15 protein-coding genes are annotated in these 17,262 nt (G+C 68.1%); 10 read left to right on the forward strand and 5 right to left on the reverse strand.

From position 1 onward, the window contains the following. Positions 1–14 precede the first annotated feature (14 nt). From CRO39_RS12220 to plsB, 4 genes are all read left to right on the forward strand, one after another. Complete coding sequence (locus tag CRO39_RS12220) at positions 15–1,625, forward strand: T6SS phospholipase effector Tle1-like catalytic domain-containing protein (protein WP_097122224.1); 1,611 nt, start codon at positions 15–17, stop codon at positions 1,623–1,625. A 19-nt stretch (positions 1,626–1,644) separates the two neighbouring features. Continuing rightward, complete coding sequence (locus CRO39_RS20520; protein WP_141400788.1) at positions 1,645–2,001, forward strand: hypothetical protein; 357 nt, start codon at positions 1,645–1,647, stop codon at positions 1,999–2,001. 93 nt (positions 2,002–2,094) lie between these two features. Further along, on the forward strand, positions 2,095–3,006 hold the full coding sequence (locus tag CRO39_RS12225; RefSeq protein ID WP_176520200.1) for a hypothetical protein: 912 nt from the start codon (positions 2,095–2,097) through the stop codon (positions 3,004–3,006). Between the two features lie 37 nt (positions 3,007–3,043). After that, positions 3,044–5,692, forward strand: a complete 2,649-nt coding sequence (gene plsB / locus CRO39_RS12230; protein WP_097122225.1) for a glycerol-3-phosphate 1-O-acyltransferase PlsB — start codon at positions 3,044–3,046, stop codon at positions 5,690–5,692. 187 nt (positions 5,693–5,879) lie between these two features. Here the strand turns inward: plsB and CRO39_RS12235 are convergent, their stop codons facing one another. After that, a complete protein-coding gene (locus CRO39_RS12235; RefSeq protein WP_176520201.1) occupies positions 5,880–6,509 on the reverse strand; it encodes an N-acyl amino acid synthase FeeM domain-containing protein in 630 nt (209 codons plus the stop codon). Positions 6,510–6,912: 403 nt separating this feature from the next. Further along, complete coding sequence (locus tag CRO39_RS12240) at positions 6,913–7,143, reverse strand: YdcH family protein (RefSeq protein WP_097122227.1); 231 nt, start codon at positions 7,141–7,143, stop codon at positions 6,913–6,915. Positions 7,144–7,186: 43 nt separating this feature from the next. On the opposite strand from CRO39_RS12240, the gene CRO39_RS12245 reads away from it, so the two are divergent. From CRO39_RS12245 to CRO39_RS12255, 3 genes are all read left to right on the forward strand, one after another. Then, positions 7,187–7,939 (forward strand): hypothetical protein, encoded by a 753-nt coding sequence (locus tag CRO39_RS12245; RefSeq protein ID WP_097122228.1) that lies wholly within the window; start codon positions 7,187–7,189, stop codon positions 7,937–7,939. A gap of 68 nt (positions 7,940–8,007) precedes the next feature. After that, positions 8,008–8,901: a tRNA 2-thiocytidine(32) synthetase TtcA gene (gene ttcA, locus CRO39_RS12250; protein WP_097122229.1), complete on the forward strand. Its 894-nt coding sequence runs from the start codon at positions 8,008–8,010 to the stop codon at positions 8,899–8,901. Between the two features lie 122 nt (positions 8,902–9,023). Continuing rightward, the gene (locus CRO39_RS12255; protein WP_097122230.1) at positions 9,024–9,929 is read left to right on the forward strand and encodes a recombination-associated protein RdgC; all 906 of its coding nucleotides are present in this window, start codon (positions 9,024–9,026) and stop codon (positions 9,927–9,929) included. A gap of 25 nt (positions 9,930–9,954) precedes the next feature. On the opposite strand, the gene hutC is transcribed toward CRO39_RS12255, so the two are convergent. Further along, entirely contained in the window at positions 9,955–10,698 is a 744-nt protein-coding gene (gene hutC / locus CRO39_RS12260) for a histidine utilization transcriptional repressor HutC (RefSeq protein ID WP_097122231.1), read from the reverse strand. Positions 10,699–11,006: 308 nt separating this feature from the next. Between hutC and hutH the strand changes: the two genes are divergently transcribed. The 3 genes from hutH (at position 11,007) to CRO39_RS12275 (ending at position 15,165) form a co-directional block, all read left to right on the forward strand. Beyond that, on the forward strand, positions 11,007–12,548 hold the full coding sequence (hutH, locus tag CRO39_RS12265) for a histidine ammonia-lyase (RefSeq protein ID WP_097122232.1): 1,542 nt from the start codon (positions 11,007–11,009) through the stop codon (positions 12,546–12,548). Between the two features lie 79 nt (positions 12,549–12,627). Further along, positions 12,628–14,295: a urocanate hydratase gene (gene hutU / locus CRO39_RS12270; protein ID WP_097122233.1), complete on the forward strand. Its 1,668-nt coding sequence runs from the start codon at positions 12,628–12,630 to the stop codon at positions 14,293–14,295. An 84-nt stretch (positions 14,296–14,379) separates the two neighbouring features. After that, positions 14,380–15,165: a YgjP family zinc-dependent metalloprotease gene (locus tag CRO39_RS12275; protein ID WP_097122303.1), complete on the forward strand. Its 786-nt coding sequence runs from the start codon at positions 14,380–14,382 to the stop codon at positions 15,163–15,165. A gap of 137 nt (positions 15,166–15,302) precedes the next feature. Here the strand turns inward: CRO39_RS12275 and CRO39_RS12280 are convergent, their stop codons facing one another. After that, complete coding sequence (locus CRO39_RS12280; protein WP_097122304.1) at positions 15,303–16,142, reverse strand: alpha/beta fold hydrolase; 840 nt, start codon at positions 16,140–16,142, stop codon at positions 15,303–15,305. 2 nt (positions 16,143–16,144) lie between these two features. After that, complete coding sequence (gene hemH / locus CRO39_RS12285; protein ID WP_097122305.1) at positions 16,145–17,107, reverse strand: ferrochelatase; 963 nt, start codon at positions 17,105–17,107, stop codon at positions 16,145–16,147. Between the last annotated feature and the right edge of the window lie 155 nt (positions 17,108–17,262).

Genomic DNA, 17,262 nt, shown 5'->3' on the forward strand with positions numbered 1-17,262 from the left:
GAACGGAGGCTTCAGTGACCGACAAGCACAAAATCGGGAAGGATGGTCTGCCTGACGATGGCGTAGCGCACTACAGTGCGGATGCGGAAGATATGGCGCTGTTCGATCGGGCTCACGCCGAGCTCGATGAAATGCTCATTCCGGTATTACATGCAAGCTCCAGGGACCGGCTTTATCTTGCCGCTTTCGATGGCACCTGGAACGATGCCGACCTGGATCCCGAGCATATGACCAACGTCGGGCGGATACGCGAACAGATAAATGCGCTCCGCGAGAACGGCGAAACCGGCATCGGAGTGGGCTATGTCAATGGTGTCGGCACGCAAAGCAACGCATTGGTCAGAACGCTGGACGGTGCGCTCGGCTATACCTACGAAGAACGACTGGAAGAGATGTACAGCCTGTTCTCCACGCAGGCCAAAGCGTGGCTGCGTGAAGATCCCGACGTACGGATCAGCATTGCCGCTGTCGGTTTCAGCCGTGGCGCCGAGCAGGCTGCGGGTTTCGCACGCCTGCTGCACGAACGCGGCATTCAGGATCCCGATGGCGCGATCGTCCGCAGCGATGGCTCCGGCCGTACCACCATCGAGTACAGCAAGCCGCCACTGGTGCCAGCGGGGCAGGTTGCACAGGCGGTGGGGCTGTTCGATCCGGTCGGCACCGGCGAGCCGCGCAATCACGACCGGCGCCTGCCGCCATCGGTGATTTCTGGTTTCCAGATCACCGCGCAGGACGAGCGGCGCGGACTGTTCAAGTCGACCAGCATCATCGATCAGGGCATGACCGCCGATGGCCGTTTGCTGGCGGTGATGGGCCCCGGCGCGCATTCGAACATCGGCGGCGGCTATCACCGTAACGGACTGTCCGAGCGCAGCGGCAACCTGATGGTCGACTTCCTCAATTCGCTCAGCGGCAAGCCGTACCTGCAGAAGCAGCCGGAGCCCGACGACCCGCGGTTGAACGTCGTACACCGCTCCGAACAGGGCATGCTGCTGTACCGGCTGTGGAACAAGGTCGATCGGCAGGGTCCGGACGGCGTGGTCGAGGAACTGGCCCCGCGCGGGGTCTGCCGCGTCGTCCCCGACTGCCGCAATGCCGAACCGATGGACAGCCAACTGGCCAGCCGGTTCGAATTCCGCCGCAATGGCGAGGCGCTGCCGTCGGCCGCTGCTGCCCGCCTCACCACGCCACTGGATCCCGGGCATCCGGATCATGCGCTGCTGCGGCAAAGCCAGTCCGCGGTGTACCGGCTTGACGCCAGCCTGGGACGCAGGCCGGACGAACACAGCGAGCGCTTGGCCGCGTTTCTGCTGCCAGCCGCCAAGCAGGCCGGACTGCGGCGTATCGATCACGCCGTACTCAGCCAGCAGACTGCGACCAGCGCCCAAGGCCAGTATGTGTTTGCCGTCGAAGGCGACCTGGATTCGGTCATGAACAAATGGGCACGCGCCGAAACCGGGGTCGCCATCGACACGCCGGCCGCCGATTCGTTCCGGCGGTTGGAGCGGGTCAACCGCGAGCAGGCATTGGAAGCTGACGCGCAGACCAACCAATTGCAACCGCCGCCGGAGCCACAGTCGCAGTCGCAGCAGAACCAGGATCAGCAGCGCGCAATGGCGCGCTAGAACTCAGGGGGAAAACGAAATGAAGGCATCGGCAAATTGGCAAACTGGACTCGCGCTGCCGTGCTGGTCCGCCTGCGCGGCGCCGATTCTACTCGGCGCCGCCACGCACACGCTGTACTTTTCCAGCGCGTTCCTGTTTGCCGGCCTCGCGCTTATGGCTTCGCCGAAATCCGTCCGGCTTGGTCTGTGCGCGATCGTTTTCGGACTGGCCTACTTCCTGCTCGTATTCGGCTACGGCGTCGGCAGTGACCTGGCGCTGCGCTCGGCGCCATCACCGGCGTCGAGCGCGCATTCTTGGCCATCGGCTGAGTCGCGACGGGTCGTCCAGACTGGATTCGCACAACGCTGCGGGTACCTCCCGATACCCGCAGCGTGACGCCGGTGCTTGCCGCCCGGCGGATTTTTCCCGCAAGATGCAGGCCGACTGGGGAGTCCGCGCGTCATGCCACGCACGCCATACGGGAAACGATTGAACAGGTGGATCCTGCCGGTGTGCGGGCTGTTGCTGCTGGCCGCGTGCAAGCGCGAGACGGTCGAGCTGCAGGGCTCAACCAGCGAACCGGCCGCCGCGGTGCGCGGACTGGCCCAGCACCTGCAGCGCAACGATCTGGCCGGCTTTGCCCGCAGCGCGGTGCCTCCCGACTACCACGCACAGCTGGAAACCGCATGGCGGCAGGGCCATAGCCGCTGGCCGCTGACCGAACTGCCGCTGGACGACAAGCTGGTGCCGCTGCTGGCGGCATTGGCCGCGCCGGGCTCGGAAAAGGAGCTCATCGCCAGCTTCGACCGCCAGTTCGCCCGCCAGGACCGCGATCTTAAGGACGCCGCCCGCGCGCTGGGCCAGTTTGGCGTGCAATACGTCAGGCACGAAGGCGACTACACGGCCGAGGAGCGCGATCACTACGTGCAGTTGATCGGCGCGCTCGGCGAATGGGCCGCGCAGGCGCCACTGGGCGACCCCAGGCTTGCCCATGCCGCCATCCCGCAGCTGACCGCCGCCGCCCGCCAGGCCGGGCTGGATACCGAAGAGGCGCTGCAGCAGGCCGGCATGGCTGCTTCGCTGCAACGGCTGACCCCGCTGCTGGTGGAGGTCAAGGCCGTCCTGGCCAGCTATGGACTGTCGCTGGACCGGACCTTCGCCGATCTGCGCACCGGCCTGGTCCAACAACAGGGCGATCGCGCCAGCGTGCGCATCCACTACCCGCTGGGCGATCGCGAAATCGACACCGTGGTCAGCCTGGAGCGCCGCAACGGCCGCTGGTACCTGAGCGACTACCTGCGCCATGCCGAACAGGCGATTGCCGCGATGCAGCCGGATCCGGGCGCGGTGCCCCCCATCGATCCCGACAGCCTCCCCGGCGCGGTCGCGCCCCCAGGCTGACCCCGCGGTTTCGGTCCTGCCCCCCGGCTGGGCCATAATGCCGCCGATGCCTGAACAGAATCCCCTGCCCTTCCCGGACCCGCCGGCGCCGCCTTCGCAGGCGCCGAAAGCGGAAACCACTTCGTCCGAGGCCGCCACAACGGCGGCAGCGGCGCTCACCACGTTGCCCGGAAAGCCCGGCAAGCGGCCATTGTGGGCGCGGCTGCTGAGCAAGCTGGCCGACCCGTGGCTGGGGCTGCGCATCGAACCGGAAAACCCGGGCGAACTGGCCGACGGCCGCCCGCTGTGCTACGTGCTGGAAGACTACGGCCTGTCCAATGCGCTGATCCTGGACCGTGCCTGCCGCGACGCCGGCCTGCCTTCGCCGCTGATGCCGCTGCCGGTGGCAGGCGACCCGCTGGGCCGCAAGCGCGCCTACGTGGCGCTGTCGCGCCGCAACGCCGGCCCGCTGGTGCCTGATGCCGGCGCCGCCAAGAGCACCCACTCGGGCTCGCTGGCCAAGCTGCTGCAGGCCCACCGCCACCGCCCGGAGCTGGATGTGCAACTGGTGCCGGTGTCGATCTTCGTCGGCCGCGCGCCGGACCGGCAAAGCGGCTGGTTCTCGGTGCTGTTTTCCGAAAACTGGGCCATCGTGGGCCGCTTCCGCCGGTTGCTGGCCATCCTGCTCAACGGCCGCGGCACCATCGTCCGCTTTGCCCCGCCGGTCTCGCTGCGCGAGGCGGTCGGCGAAGGGCTGGACCCGGAACGCACGGTGCGCAAGCTCTCGCGCGTGCTGCGCACGCACTTCCACCGCATCCGCGAAGCGGTGATCGGCCCGGACCTGTCCACCCGGCGCCTGCTGGTGGACCAGGTACTGGCCGCCGAGCCGGTGCGCGAAGCCATCGCCGCCCAGGCCAAGCGCGACAACATCAAGTCCGAGGACGCGTGGAAGAAAGCCCACGCCTATGCCTGGGAAATCGCCGCCGACTATTCCAACCCGGTGGTGCGCTCGGCCAGCTTCCTGCTGTCGCACGTCTGGAACCGCATCTACGACGGCGTGCTGGTGCACCATCTGGACCGGTTCAAGCAAGCCGCGCCCGGCCACGAAGTGGTCTATGTGCCGTGCCACCGCAGCCACATGGACTACCTGCTGCTGTCCTACCTGCTGTACGAACGCGGCATCGTGCCGCCGCATATCGCCGCCGGCATCAATCTCAACCTGCCGGTCATCGGCACGTTCCTGCGCAAGGGCGGCGCGTTCTTCATGCGCCGCAGCTTCCGCGGCAATCCGCTGTATTCGGCGGTGTTCACCGAGTACGTCAGCCAACTGGTTGCCGGCGGCTATTCGCTGGAGTACTTCATCGAAGGCGGGCGCTCGCGTACCGGCCGGCTGCTGCCGCCCAAGGGCGGCATGATCTCGATGACCGTGCGCGCATTCCTGCGCCAGCCGAGAAAGCCGGTGCTGTTCCAGCCGGTCTATATCGGCTACGAAAAACTGCTGGAAGGCAGCAGCTATCTGGACGAACTGAGCGGCCGGCCGAAGGAAAAGGAATCGATCTGGGCGCTGCTGTGGAGCATCCCCAAGGTGCTGCGGCAGAACTACGGCCAGGTGGTGGTGAATTTCGGCGAACCGATCCCGTTGAGCGATGCACTGGCCCGCCATGCGCCGGAATGGAACGGCCACGCCGTGGGCGAGGAAGACAAGCCGGCCTGGCTGTCGGACACCGTGGATGCGTTGGCCAACCAGATCCAGGTGAATATCAACCGCGCCGCCGACGTCAATCCGATCAACCTGCTGGCGCTGGCGCTGCTGTCCACGCCCAAGCATGCGATGGGCGAAGCCGACCTGATCGCGCAGATCGAACTGTCGAAGATGCTGCTGGCCGAACTGCCGTATTCGGAGCTGGTGACCGTCACCCCGCACACGCCCGAGCGCATCATCGCCCATGGCGAGGAAATCAACGTGCTGCGCCGGGTCAAGCACCCGCTGGGCGATGTGCTGAGCGTGGTCGACGACGACACCGCGGTGCTGATGAGCTACTACCGCAACAACGTGCTGCACCTGTTCACCGCCTCGGCATGGATTGCCTGCTGTTTCCAGAACAACCGGCGCATGAGCCGCACCGGCGTGCTGCGGCTGGGCCGCGGCCTGTACCCGTTCCTGCAGGACGAGCTGTTCCTGCCCTGGAGCGAGGACGAGTTCGTCGAACGGATGGATCTGACCATCGGCCTGTTCATCCGCGAAGGCCTGCTGCAGCTGATCAACGAGGACGATGGCGGCATCCTGGCGCGCAACGCCGGGCAGACCGACGAGGTGTTCCGTCTGCGCGCCATCGGCCATTCGCTGCAGCAGGCATTCGAGCGCTACTACATCGCCATCTCGGTGCTGGTAAAAAACGGCCCCGGCAAACTCGGTGCGGCCGAGCTGGAAAGCCTGTGCCAGCAGGCCGCGCAACGGCTGAGCCTGCTGTACGCGCCAGCGGCGCCGGAGTTCTTCGACAAGACCCTGTTCCGCGGCTTCATCCGCAAGATGCGCGACATGCGCCTGGTCTGGCCGGACCAGAACAGCAAACTGCTGTTCGACGAGCGCCTGGACGCCTGGGCCCGCGACGCCAAGGCCATCCTGGGCCGCGAGCTGCGCCACACCATCGAGCGGGTCAGCCCGGAAGCGGCCGTGGTGGAAGCCGAGCCGGCGCCGCAGGAGTAGGGCGTGTCATCACTTCCCGAGCAGGTCGCGCCGTTCTTGCGCGCGCTGGGGGCAAGGAAGTGGACGTGTCGGTCCACGCCCGAGCGATGACACAGCTTCCAGTGTGCGCAAGAACAGCCCTGCGGGTTGGGCCTTGCGGGCCGCCAGACCCAACGCGGCCTACTCGGGAAGTGATGACACGCCCTAGTCATTCCCTCGCCGCAGCGAAGGCCCGGCCCAGCCAGGCGCGGGCCGGAACGCCGATCACCGGCTGTTCGATCAAATACTGCAGCGGCGAGTTGCAGGCCTGCAGGTGCGGGGCATCGTCGATCACCAGCGCCATCCGCAGCAGCTCCACGCCGCCGGGCAGGATCGCCGGCGGCAGGTATTCGCTGAAGCCGTAGTGCTCGAACACGCTGTGCAGGTACGGTTCGCAGGCCAGCAGGCAGAATCGGATGCCCTTGCTCTGCGCCCAGCGGTAGCTGCCTTCCATCAGGCGGTCCACGACCGGCTTGCTGCGCTGATCGGCCTGCACCGCAAACCGGGTCGCCACCGCCACCGATGGCAGCGGCCAGGTGCGGGCGAACGCATCCAGCTCGAACAGGCTGCCGTACTCCACCTGCACCGCCGAAGAGCCGAAATCGTGCAGCCGCAAAGTAGCCACCGCCTGCGCGTCGCGCTCGACCACCAATGTGGTACCGCAGCCATCCAGCCCATCCGATACCCGCTTGCTGCGGTCGGTGTACTGCCCCCGCTCGTGGAAGTAGACCTCGCGCCGCAGCCGCTGCACATCGCCCAGCGCTTCGCCGGGCGCGATCCGCCGGATCCGCAGCGGCACGCTGTCGGCCCGGCCCGCACGCGGCGGCAAACCCTGAGACCTGGACGGCGAGTGCGTTGGCGATGTTTGCTCCATTGATTGCTTCTCCTCTGTCATCGGACTCTCCGCACGCGGCGATCGCCGCCGTCGGACGCAGCCTCTCGCAGCAGGACCGGCCAGTCGCCCGGTTGGTGGAGCGGTAGCGGCTATCGAATTGGCAAGCAAGCATCGGGCCAAGTGGCCGCTGCCGCGCGGACGCCGCTTTGCCAGCCATTGCGGGGACGGCCGGGGTCATCGCGCAGACAAAAGGTGGCCGCCGCCACGCGCCGCGGGGCAAGGGCGCGCCGGTGCCGGCACGCGGGTGACACGCAGCGTCAGTATTGGTCCGATCCGGTTGGCGGCCAGCGCCGCCGGTACGCGCCGGTCAGGCCGGTTCGTCGGGAATCAATGCGCTTTCCAGCCGCGAGATGCAGTCCTTGAGCCACAACTTGCGCTTCTTGAGGCGTTTGATGGCCACCTCGTCGGCTTCGATGTTGGACACCAGTTTTGCGATCGCCTCATCCAGCTGGCGATGTTCCTGCCTGAGCTCGGCTATCCGCTGGGCGGTCTGGGCGGGGTTCTGGGGTTCCACGCGTGCAGCGTACACCGCCGGCATGGAGACCGTCACCGGTCGCCGAGCCGGTAGAATGCCCGGCTCCATGAACATGCTTTCCCGCCGTCGCCCCATCCGGCCGCAACCGGCCCTCCGCAACCGTCGCCTCCCCTTCGCCGCCACGCTATCGGCCGCCCTGGCCCTGGCCGGTTGCGCCAGCACGCCTGCCGCGCTACCGCCGCAATGGGACGCCACCCGGCTGGAGCTTCCGGCCGACTGGCGGGTGCTGGCAGGCGCGCGCGGCGATCTGAATCGCGATGGCCGGCGCGACATCGCCCTGTTGATGGGTGCCTCCGCCGCGCCGGCCGAAGGCCACGCGCGCGCCAACCTGCTGGTGTTCCTGTCGCAGGCGGACGGGCGCTACCGGCTGGCCGAACGCAGCGGGCAGGCATTCACCCGGTTGCAGCAGGACTGCGCGCCGGCGCGCTGTTCCGAAGCGGTGACCATCCGCCGCGGCGTGCTGTGGCTGGAAGAACGCTACCAGCTCCAGGCTGGCCCCTACCTGCGCCAGCAGCGCAGCGGTTTTCGCGTTTCCGCCGATCGCGACCGGCTGTTGCTGACGCAGAGCCAGTTCCGCCTGGGCAATGCACTGACCGGCCAGTCGCTGGAGGTCGCATGGAATGTGGATCGCGGCGTCCGCCGGGTCCGCCGCATCACCCCCGGTGCGGCAGCCTGCGACCGGCAGGACGACAAAGTGCCGGCCAGCACCGCGCTGTCGGACTTCGAGCCGGAGCTGGTCGCCGCGGCCGGCTGCCAGCTGCCCGGTCAAGCCAAGCCGATGCTGAACTTCTCGTCCTGACCGCAGCCAGAGCCCGGCTGAACCGGCGGGTTCGGCGGGGTCTGCCGGTCCCGTAGAATAGCCGGCTGATGAGCGCCACTCTGCCCCTGCTCGACCCCAGGCTACGCCGCGATGCTGGCGATGGCAGCCGCGATTCGGCCCGGCTGGCCATGCGCCTGCGCCGGCAGGTCGGCCAGGCCATTGCCGACTACAGCATGATCGAGGCCGGCGACAAGGTGATGGTGTGCCTGTCCGGCGGCAAGGACAGCTACACGATGCTGGACATCCTTCTGCAGCTGCAGAAGAAGGCGCCGGTGGACTTCGAGCTGGTCGCGGTCAACCTGGATCAGAAGCAGCCCGACTTCCCCGCGCAGGTGCTGCCGGACTACCTGGAATCCATCGGTGCGACCTACCGGGTGCTGGAGCAGGACACCTATTCGGTGGTCAGCCGGGTGGTTCCGGAAGGCAAGACGATGTGCTCGCTGTGTTCGCGGCTGCGCCGCGGCGCGCTGTATTCGTACGCCGAGCAGCAGGGCTTCACCAAGATTGCGCTGGGCCATCACCGCGACGACATGGTGGCGACCTTCTTCCTCAACCTGTTCTTCCACGCCAAGCTGTCCGGCATGCCGCCCAAGCTGCTGTCCGACGACGGCAGGCATGTGGTGATCCGTCCGCTGGCCTACGTGCGCGAAGCCGATATCGCCGACTATGCGCAGGCCCGGCAGTTCCCCATCATCCCCTGCAACCTGTGCGGCAGCCAGGAAAACCTGCAGCGCAAGCAGGTGCAGAAGATGATGGCGCAGTGGGAGCAGGACGCGCCCGGCCGCATCGATCAGATCGCGCGGGCGCTGGCCGATGTGCGCCCGTCGCAGCTGGCCGACCCCAAACTGTTCGATTTCCTTTCCCTGGGGCGCCGCGAAGACACCGCCTTGCCGGCAGATGCCCGCGCATGGCTGACGGGAGAGCCGCCTCCCCACGACTGATTCTTCCGCGGAGGGATGGGCGCTGCGGAATCGCAAGCAGCCGCGCCCCCTCCCCAACCCTCCCCTGCCTGCGCAGGGGGAGAGTGATTTCCGATTCCCCTTTCCCCATTTCCGGCTCTCGAATGTTCTTTCGCAACCTGACGCTGTTCCGCTTTCCCACCTCCCAGGATTTTTCCCAACTCGACGAACTGCTGCCGGAGGCCGCGCTGAAGCCGGTCGGTCCGCTGGAGCTGTCCTCGCGCGGTTTCATCTCGCCGTTCGGCCGCGGCGAGGAAGCGCTGTCGCACCGCATCGGCGACGCCATCTGGCTGACCGTCGGCGGCGAGGACAAGATCCTGCCCGGCGCGGTGGTCAACGATCTGCTGGCGCGCAAGCTCGAGGAGATCGAGCAGAAGGAAGGCCGCAAGCCCGGCGGGCGCACCCGCAAGCGGCTGAAGGACGACCTGCTGCACGAACTGCTGCCGCGCGCCTTCGTCAAACCCTCGCGCACCGACGCGCTGCTGGATCTGCAACACGGCTTCGTCGCGGTCGATACCTCCTCGCGCAAGAGCGGCGAGAACGTGGTTTCTGAAATCCGCCGCGCGCTGGGCAGCTTCCCGGCGCTGCCGCTGAACGCCGAAGTCGCGCCGCGTTCGATCCTGACCGGCTGGATCGCCGGCGAACCGCTGCCCGAAGGGCTGTCGCTGGGCGAGGAGTGCGAACTGAAGGACGCGATGGACGGCGGCGCGGTGGTCAAGTGCCAGAACCAGGAGCTGCAATGCGATGAAATCGGCAAGCATCTGGAAGCCGGCAAGCAGGTCACCAAGCTGGCGCTGACGCTGGACGATCACGTCTCCTTCGTCCTTGGCGAGGACCTGATCGTGCGCAAGCTGAAGTTCCTCGAAGGCGCGGTGGATCAGCTGGAGAACACCGAACGCGACGACCTGCGCGCCGAACTCGACGCGCGCTTCGCGCTGCTCAGCGGCGAGGTAAGGCGGTTGTTCATGGTGCTGGAAAGCGCGCTGAAGCTGAGCAAGGCCGACGCCTGAGCGGCGCCGCGCAGCTACGGGCAACTCAGACCTGCCGCGTCGCCGCGGCAGGATCGAAACGGGCGATCAGATCGTAGGAATCGCCCAGGAACATCTGCTTGACGTAGGTGATGCATTGTTCGCCGCGCCAGGTCTGGCGCTCTATCACCAGACACGCGGTTCCCGCCGCCACCTGCAACTGCCCGGCCTGCACCTGATCGGCGTTGACCGCGGTGATGCGGTGCTGGGCGCGCGTCCACGGCACATGCTGCAGCAGCCAGCTGCCCGGCGCGATGCCGGAAAAATCCTGCTCCAGCGCCTCGGGCACCGCCGCCAGATTGATCACGCGTTCTTCCAGCGCGAACGGGCGGCCATCGGCCAGGTGCAGGCTGTGCACCGCCAGCAGGGTACCGTCGCTGGCGACATCCCGTTCCTGCGGCACGCTCCGGCGCGGCTTGCGCCGGCGCTTGTCCAGCAGATGAAAACGGTAGCTGTGGCCGCGCTTGGCGACCTCCGCGGCAATATCGGGGATATCCAGCGCCACCGATTCGATATGCGGATGCGGCCGGGTCACGAATGAGCCTGCGCGGCGGCGGCGCTGAATCATGCCGCTCTCGGCCAGCATGGTCACCGCCTTGTTGACGGTCATGCGCGAGCAGCCGTACTGCTCCATCAATTCGTGCTCGAATGGAATCCGGTAGCCCGGCGGCCATTGGCCGCTGAGGATGCGGCCCTCGATATCGCTGCGAATGCGCTGATGCAGGGAGGTCGGGGCTTTTTCCGTCACCATTGCATTCCCGACCGTGCCTCGCCGAATGAAAGATCCATGGAACCGCGCTCCACCCGTGGATCGCGCCGCATCCGGGCAATGATAGCGTCCGCCGCCAACCCGCCTTGGCTGGCGCCAGGCCCGTGGAAGGCGGCGCGGCCGCGGCCACTGGACGCCACCGCGCATTGCCAATATTGTATATACAAATACCATCCACCGTTCGTCGTTTCCATGCCCAGCCATACGCTCCGTTCAACGCCCGCCGTTCACCCGTCCCCAGCCGGCGATACTCGGCAACGGCCGGTGCGCGCCAACCAGAGGGAAATCCGGTGACCTCACCCATCGTTCTGACTCCCGGTGCGGTAACGCTGGCGCAATGGCACGCCATCCACGCCGGCGCCGCGCTCGCACTGGATCCGGCCGCCGCTGAAGCGGTCGCGCGCAGCGCGCAGACCGTCGAGGCCATCGTCGCCCGCGGCGAGCCGGTCTACGGCATCAATACCGGCTTCGGCAAGCTGGCCAGCGTGCGCATCGAGCGCGACGATCTGGAAACCCTGCAACGCAATATCGTGCTCTCGCATGCGGCCGGCGTCGGCGAGCCGATGCCCATCGCGGTGGTGCGGCTGATGATGGCGCTGAAGCTGGCCAGCCTGGCCCAGGGCGCCTCCGGCATCCGTCCGCAGACGCTGGCGCTGCTGGAAGCGATGCTGCAGCGCGATGTGATGCCGGTGGTGCCGGCGCAGGGTTCGGTCGGCGCCTCCGGCGATCTAGCGCCGTTGTCGCATCTGGCCACGGTGATGATCGGCGTCGGCGAAGCCTTTGTCGGCGGGCAACGGCTGCCCGCGGCCGAAGCGCTGCAGCGCGCCGGCCTGCAGCCGATCGTGCTGGGCGCGAAGGAAGGCCTGGCCTTGCTCAACGGCACCCAGTTCTCCACCGCCAATGCGCTGGCCGGGTTGTTCGCCATCGAAAACGTGTTCCAGGCCGCGCTGGTGGCCGGCGCCTTGTCGGTGGAAGCGGCCAAGGGGTCCGACACGCCGTTCGATCCGCGCATCCATGCGCTGCGCCGCCACCGCGGCCAGATCGACGCCGCCGCCGCGCTGCGCGAATTGATGCGCGGCTCGGCCATCCGCGCCTCCCACCTCAGCGGCGATACGCGCGTGCAGGATCCGTATTGCCTGCGCTGCCAGCCGCAGGTGATGGGCGCGGCGCTGGATGTGATGCGGCAGGCGGGGGCCACGCTGGCCGACGAGGCCAATGGCGTGTCCGACAATCCGCTGGTGTTCACCGACACCGGCGAGGCGCTGTCCGGCGGCAACTTCCATGCCGAGCCGGTCGCCTTTGCCGCCGACATGCTGGCGATGGCGGTCTGCGAGATCGGCTCGATCAGCGAGCGCCGCACCGCGATGCTGGTCGATCCGGCGCTGTCCGGACTGCCGGCGTTCCTGACCCCCAAGCCGGGCCTGAATTCGGGCTTCATGATCCCGCAGGTCACCGCCGCCGCGCTGGTTTCGGAAAACAAGCAGCGCGCCTATCCGGCCAGCGTCGATTCGATTCCCACCTCGGCCAACCAGGAAGACCATGTGTCGATGGCCGCGCACGGCGCACGCCGCTTGCTGGCGATGGCCGAGAATGCCGCCAATGTGATCGGCATCGAACTGCTGGCCGCCGCCCAGGGCTGCGACTTCCATGCGCCGCTGCGCTCCAGCGCCGCGCTGGAAGCGGCCCGCGCCCTGCTGCGCGCGCAGGTGCCCACCCTGCAGGACGACCGCTACTTCCATCCCGACATGACCGCGGCGGCGGATCTGGTGCGCTCCGGCGCGCTGGCCGACAGCGTGGGCCTGGCGTTGCCGGGCGTGGAACGACGCGCATGAACATCGGGCCGGCGCACCTGGCGCCAGCCGACCACCGTAATCCCGCACCGCTCGCATCCCACGCTACGAGGAACTCCGCATGACCCGCCGCGATCCCAGCCGCGTCATCCACGCCCCCACCGGCACCACGCTGAATGCCAAAAGCTGGCTGACCGAGGCGCCGCTGCGCATGCTGATGAACAACCTGCATCCGGACGTGGCCGAGCGGCCGGAGGAACTGGTGGTCTACGGCGGCATCGGCCGCGCCGCGCGCGACTGGGAGTCGTACGACAAAATCGTCGAAACGCTCAAGCGCCTGGAAGACGATCAGACCCTGCTGGTGCAATCCGGCAAACCGGTCGGCGTATTCCGCACCCACGCCGATGCGCCGCGCGTGCTGATCGCCAACTCCAACCTGGTGCCGCGCTGGGCCAACTGGGATCACTTCAACGAGTTGGACAAGAAGGGTCTGGCGATGTACGGGCAGATGACCGCCGGCAGCTGGATCTACATCGGCGCGCAGGGCATCGTCCAGGGCACCTACGAGACCTTCGTGGAGATGGGCCGCCAGCACTACAACGGCGATCTGGCAGGGCGCTGGCTGTTCACCGGCGGCCTCGGCGGCATGGGCGGGGCGCAGCCGTTGGCCGCGGTGATGGCCGGGGCCTCGTGCCTGGCGGTGGAATGCCGCAAGTCCAGCATCGACATGCGCCTGCGCACCGGCTACCTGGACACCTGGACCGACAACCTGGATGAAGCGCTGCGCCTGATCGACGAATCCTGCGCGGCGAAGAAGCCGCTGTCGGTCGGCCTGCTGGGCAATGTCGCCGACGTGCTGGCCGAACTGCTCGAGCGCGGCGTCAAACCGGATCTGCTGACCGACCAGACCTCCGCCCACGACCCGGTCAACGGCTACCTGCCGCAGGGCTGGACGGTCGAGCAGTGGGACGACAGGCGCGTATCCGCGCCGAAGGAAGTGGAGAAGGCCGCGCGCGCCTCGATGGCCAACCACATCCGCGCCATGCTCGGCTTCCACGCGCTCGGCGTGCCGACCGTGGACTACGGCAACAACCTTCGGCAGATGGCGCTGGAAGAAGGCGTGGCCAATGCCTTCGACTTCCCCGGTTTCGTGCCGGCCTACATCCGCCCGCTGTTCTGCCGCGGCGTCGGCCCGTTCCGCTGGGCCGCGCTGAGCGGCGATCCGGAAGACATCGCCAGGACCGACGCCAAGGTCAAGGAACTGATTCCGGACGACCCGCACCTGCACCGCTGGCTGGACATGGCGCGCGAGAAGATCAAGTTCCAGGGCCTGCCCGCGCGGATCTGCTGGGTCGGCCTGGGCGATCGCGACCGCCTGGGCCTGGCGTTCAACCAGATGGTCGCCAATGGCGAGCTGAAGGCGCCAGTGGTGATCGGCCGCGATCACCTGGACAGCGGCAGCGTGGCCTCGCCCAACCGCGAGACCGAGGCCATGCAGGATGGCTCCGATGCGGTGTCCGACTGGCCGCTGCTCAACGCCCTGCTCAACACCGCCTCCGGCGCCACCTGGGTGTCGCTGCATCATGGCGGCGGCGTCGGCATGGGCTTCTCGCAGCATGCCGGCATGGTGATCGTCTGCGATGGCAGCGAAGCGGCCGCCAGGCGCATCGCCCGCGTGCTGTGGAACGATCCGGCCAGCGGCGTGATGCGCCATGCCGATGCCGGCTACGGCATCGCCATCGAATGCGCCAGGGAAAAGGGACTGGACCTGCCGGGCATTCTTGGCTGAGGCCGATGCGCTCATGCCGCGCGGGATGACTCGAAGTCTTTCGTTCGGGCGACGCGATTGGCGTGCCTGGATTATGCTGTCGGCATGTCCCTGCGCCTTTTTCGCCTGCGCCCGCCGCCGCGCCCTGTCGAGCGCGATACCGTGTCGCTGGCGCTGGAAGGACTGGGCGAAATCAGCATCCAGCGCGTACGCGACCCGCGCGCCAAACGGCTCAAGCTCAGCGTCGACGAGCGCGGCGCCCGGCTGACCCTGCCGGCGCGCGCCAGCCTGGTGTCCGGCGAACGTTTCCTGCACCAGCATCGCCACTGGCTGGCGGCACAATTGGCCAAGCTGCGTCCTGCCGACGATCTGCCGGCGTTGCTGCGCGGACAGACCGCAGCGTTACCGTTGCGCGGCCAATCGCTGCCGCTGCACTGGCAGGAAGGCCGCTACGCGAACCTGGCACAGGACGACGCCGGCCTGCATTTCCAGCTGCCCGCCCGCGCCAGCGACGCAACGATGCGGCGCACGCTGCGCAATTTCTACGAGGCCCAGGCGCGCGCCGATGTCGGCCGCTGGCTGCCGAAGTACCTGCCCGGTCTGCCGCGCGCGCCTGCGCGGCTGCGGCTGAAGATCATGTCCTCGCAATGGGGCTCGCTGAGTCCGGACGGATCGATGGCGCTGGATCTGGCGCTGGTGCTGGGTCGCGCTTCGGCGTTCGAATACGTATTGGTGCACGAGCTCTGCCACCTGATCCAGGCCAATCATTCCCCGGCGTTCTGGCGCGAGGTCGAGGCGCGCTTCCCGGCCTGGCAGGACGAACGCGATTATTTCCACGCCGAAGGCCGGCGGTTGAAGTCCACGCTGCATCGGCTGCTGTCGGCGGAGTGATCGCGACGCGCGGCGCTTATGCGCCCTTGTGGGAGCGACGTCAGTCGCGGCCGGACATCGGCAAATTCTTCCTCGGCGGCACGTCGCGACTCACGTCGCTCCCACGCGCCAAGACCGCGTAGGGCCGGGGCCTGGCCCTACGCGAGGAAATCGCCGATGGCTGCGGCGACTGCGGCCGGGTCTTCCATGTGCAGGTGGTGGGTGCCGGTAATGACCCGCAACTGGCCCCGAGGCAGGCGGGCGACGCGCGCGCTGCGCAGCGGTTCGGGGAAATACGGCTGCGGCGGATCGGCGTAGATCACCCGGGTCGGGCAATCGATGCCGGCGACCAGGTCGTCGATCTGCGCTTCGCTGAGCCGCTGTGGGGTGGGCAGGGTCAGGCGCGGATCGCTGCTCCAGACATAGCCGCCATCCACCGCTTTCACGCCGCGCTCGACCAGCAACCGCGCGGCCGCTTCGCTGAGCTGGTTGGCGACCATGCGCGCGCGCACCGGCGCCGAGAGATCGGCGAACACGCGCAGCTTCTTGCCCGGCAGCGCGCGGGCGGCGGCGATGGCCTCGCGCCAGCGTGCCGCGGTGCGCGCTTCGGTTTCCGACAGCGCTCCCAACGCCTCGATGGCGACCAGCCTGTCGATGCGCTGTGGCGAGGACGCGGCGATCAGGCTGGCGATGCCGGCGCCCATCGAATGGCCCAGCAGCGAAAACCGCTGCCAACCCAGCGCATCGGCCACGTCCAGCACCGCATTGACCGCCACGCCGCTGGTGTATTCGGCGCCGGCCGGCAGATGCGCGCTGCGGCCATGCCCGGGCAGATCCAGCAGCACCAGGTCCAGGCCGGCCAGGTACGGCGCCAGCGGCACGAAGCTGGCGGCGTTGTCCAGCCAGCCATGCAGGGCCAGCACCTTGCGGCCTCCGGTGCCGCCTGCGCGCAATGCGCTGACGCGTCCCAGCGCAATATCGAACGCTGCCTCGTCCAGCTTCAAGCGGCCGGTCCCACGCTGCGCCGCACCAGCGACGCCAGCGCGTCGGCATGGGCAGGCGCATCGTTCAGGCAAGGGATGTAACGCAGCTGGCCGCCGCGCGCGGAAAACCGTTCGACCAGACCGATGCCGATTTCCTCCAGCGTCTCCAGGCAATCGACCGCAAATCCCGGGCAGACCACATCGACCTGGCGCAACCCGCGCGCGGCCAACGCATCCAGCGTGCTGTCGGTGGCCGGCTCCAGCCATTTTTCCTTGCCGAAGCGCGACTGGTAACTCAGCGTCCACTGATCCTCGCGCAGGCCCAGCGCCGCGGCAATCGCACGGGTGCTGGCTTGGCAACGCTGCGGGTACGGGTCGCCGCCGTCGGCGATCCGCTGCGGCAGGCCGTGGTACGAAAACAGCAGGTGCTCGCCGGTGCCGTTGCGCTGGCGCCACAGCCGGACCGCGTCGGCCACCGCCGCTACCCAGCCCGGGTCGACCGCATAGTCCTCGATGAAGATCACGTCGAATCCCTGCGCCTCGCGCGCCAGCACATCGGTGACCGAGGCGGTGGTGGTGGTCGAATACTGCGGGTACAGCGGCAGCACCACCAGCCGGCGGACGCCCTGTTCGCGCAGTTGCCGCAAGACGGTCGGCAGCGACGGCTGGCCATAGCGCATCGCATCGGCGACCTGCCATTGCGGCAACCGCGCCTGCAGCGCCTGCGCCAGCCGATGGGTATGGACCGCCAGCGGCGAGCCTTCCGGCAGCCAGATCTGCGCATATTTTTCCGCCGCGCGCGGCCCGCGCAGCGGCAGGATCAGAAAATGCAGCAACGGGCACCACAGCCAGCGGGTCAGCTGGACCACGCGGCGATCGTGCAGGAACTCGGCAAGGTAGCGGCGCACCGCTGACGCAGTGGGCGCGTCCGGCGTGCCTAGATTGACCGCGATCAACGCGGTGTTGGGGGCGTCGGGCATGGGCGTATTCTGACAGACGCGCCCGCCATCAAGCGGGCTGGCGCCATCGAACCAAGCCATCGGATGCCACGGCGCCGGCTATCGCGGCAACTTCGCCGGCCGGGGCCTGCGCTGCCGCAGCAAGCCGGTCGCCTCAGCGCCGATTCATCCGCCGG

Source organism: Pseudoxanthomonas wuyuanensis (assembly GCF_900215535.1).
GTDB classification, from domain to species: domain Bacteria; phylum Pseudomonadota; class Gammaproteobacteria; order Xanthomonadales; family Xanthomonadaceae; genus Pseudoxanthomonas_A; species Pseudoxanthomonas_A wuyuanensis.